3 protein-coding genes are annotated in these 1,570 nt (G+C 63.9%); all 3 read left to right on the forward strand.

Annotated elements, in window-relative coordinates:
- Positions 1-86 precede the first annotated feature (86 nt).
- Positions 87-542, forward strand: a complete 456-nt coding sequence (gene tnpA / locus A9D15_RS00005; RefSeq protein ID WP_066760572.1) for an IS66-like element accessory protein TnpA — start codon at positions 87-89, stop codon at positions 540-542.
- Positions 543-580: 38 nt separating this feature from the next.
- Complete coding sequence (gene tnpB, locus A9D15_RS00010) at positions 581-907, forward strand: IS66 family insertion sequence element accessory protein TnpB (protein ID WP_216634362.1); 327 nt, start codon at positions 581-583, stop codon at positions 905-907.
- 31 nt (positions 908-938) lie between these two features.
- Positions 939-1,570, forward strand: a 632-nt coding sequence (locus A9D15_RS00015; protein ID WP_156521583.1) for an IS66 family transposase zinc-finger binding domain-containing protein, incomplete at its 3' end; no start/stop codon positions are given.

Below are 1,570 nucleotides of genomic sequence, written 5' to 3' on the forward strand. Positions count from 1 at the left end.
GTAAGCGCTGTCGCGTCCCCACCTTGCGCCGTTGATCTGAAGCGTCGAGTTTCCGCGCCCTGATCTGCGGGAGGGGCGTTGGTGCTATGACGATGTCATGTGACGATACTGGCACTAACGGTGTTCAGCGGTTTGAGGTCTTCACCGGCGCGGGCAAGCGTCGGGACTGGCCGCCGGAGGTGAAGGCCTCGATTGTCGCCGAGAGCTATTCGGGGATGCAGTCGGTGAGCGCGGTCGCGCGCCGTCATGGCCTGGTTCCTTCACAACTCTTCACCTGGCGTCGCCAGTTGCGTGCGCAGATGGAAGAACACGGTCTCATAGTTCCTGAGACTGCAAAGCCGGAGCAGACCTTCGTTCCGGCGGTGATCGATGCGATGCCCGATCCCGATCCGGCACCAAGGAACAAGCCGACACGACGGCGACGCCGCGGCAAGGCCAGTACGGTGGAACTGGAAGTGGACGGGATCACGGTGAAGATCGGGTGCGGAGCGGATGCGGGCACGATTTCGGCAGTGATCACTGCGCTGCGAGAGACGCGATGATCGGGCCCGTTGGTCCATTGGGTACTGGCGCAAAGGTGATGGTCGCAACGCGCCCGGTGGACTTTCGCAAGGGACCGGACTCGCTCGCGGCACTGGTGGCCGCCGAGTATGGCGGCAAGCCCTATTCCGGCGTGATCTATGTGTTCCGGGCCAAGCGAGCCGACCGGATCAAGATGATCTGGTGGGATGGCACGGGCCTGTGTTTGATGGCCAAGAAGATGGAGACGGGCGGCTTCAAGTGGCCCGGCATCCGCGATGGTGTAATGCGCCTTACAGCGGCACAACTGGGCGCTTTGCTGGAGGGCCTGGACTGGCGGCGTGTCCACGGCGGACGTCGCCCGAAGGCACCGCAGATTGCCGCTTGACGGGATACCGCACCACTGATTCAGTGTCTCCATGCTGATAGAAGCGGACCTGCCTGAAGACGTCGAAGCGCTGCGAGCGCTCGTGCTCGAACAGGCCCGTGAGCTCGATACTCTCAAGACATTCCGCGATGAGGTCGAGCGCCTGCGCGCGATCATCGAAGCGATGCAGCGTCACCGGTTCGGTCGCCGTTCCGAGCAACTTGATCCCGACCAGTTCGAGCTTGCCCTTGAGGAAGTCGAAGCAGCCCTGGCCGTAGCCGAACACGCGCAGGAGCAGGCGAGCAAGCAGAAGGCCGAGCGCCCGCGCAAGACCAACCGTGGCTCGCTTCCGACGCATCTGGAACGGATCGAGCAGGTTGTCGATGTTGAGAGCCATGACTGCCCCTGCTGCGGCGGTGCTCTCCACCAGATTGGCGAAGATGTCTCCGAACGCCTCGACGTGGTTCCGGCAACCTTCCGCGTGCTGGTCACGCGTCGTCCCCGCTACGGTTGCCGATCGTGCGAGAGCGGCGTGGTCCAGGCTCCAGCACCGGCCCGCATCGTCGAGGGCGGCATCCCGACCGAAGCGCTGATCGCGCAGGTGCTGGTCTCCAAGTACGCCGATCACCTGCCGCTCTACCGCCAGGCGCAGATCTATGCCCGGCAGGGCGTTCAGCTTGACCG

Origin of the sequence: Croceicoccus pelagius, assembly GCF_001661915.1 — a bacterium.
GTDB classification, from domain to species: domain Bacteria; phylum Pseudomonadota; class Alphaproteobacteria; order Sphingomonadales; family Sphingomonadaceae; genus Croceicoccus; species Croceicoccus pelagius.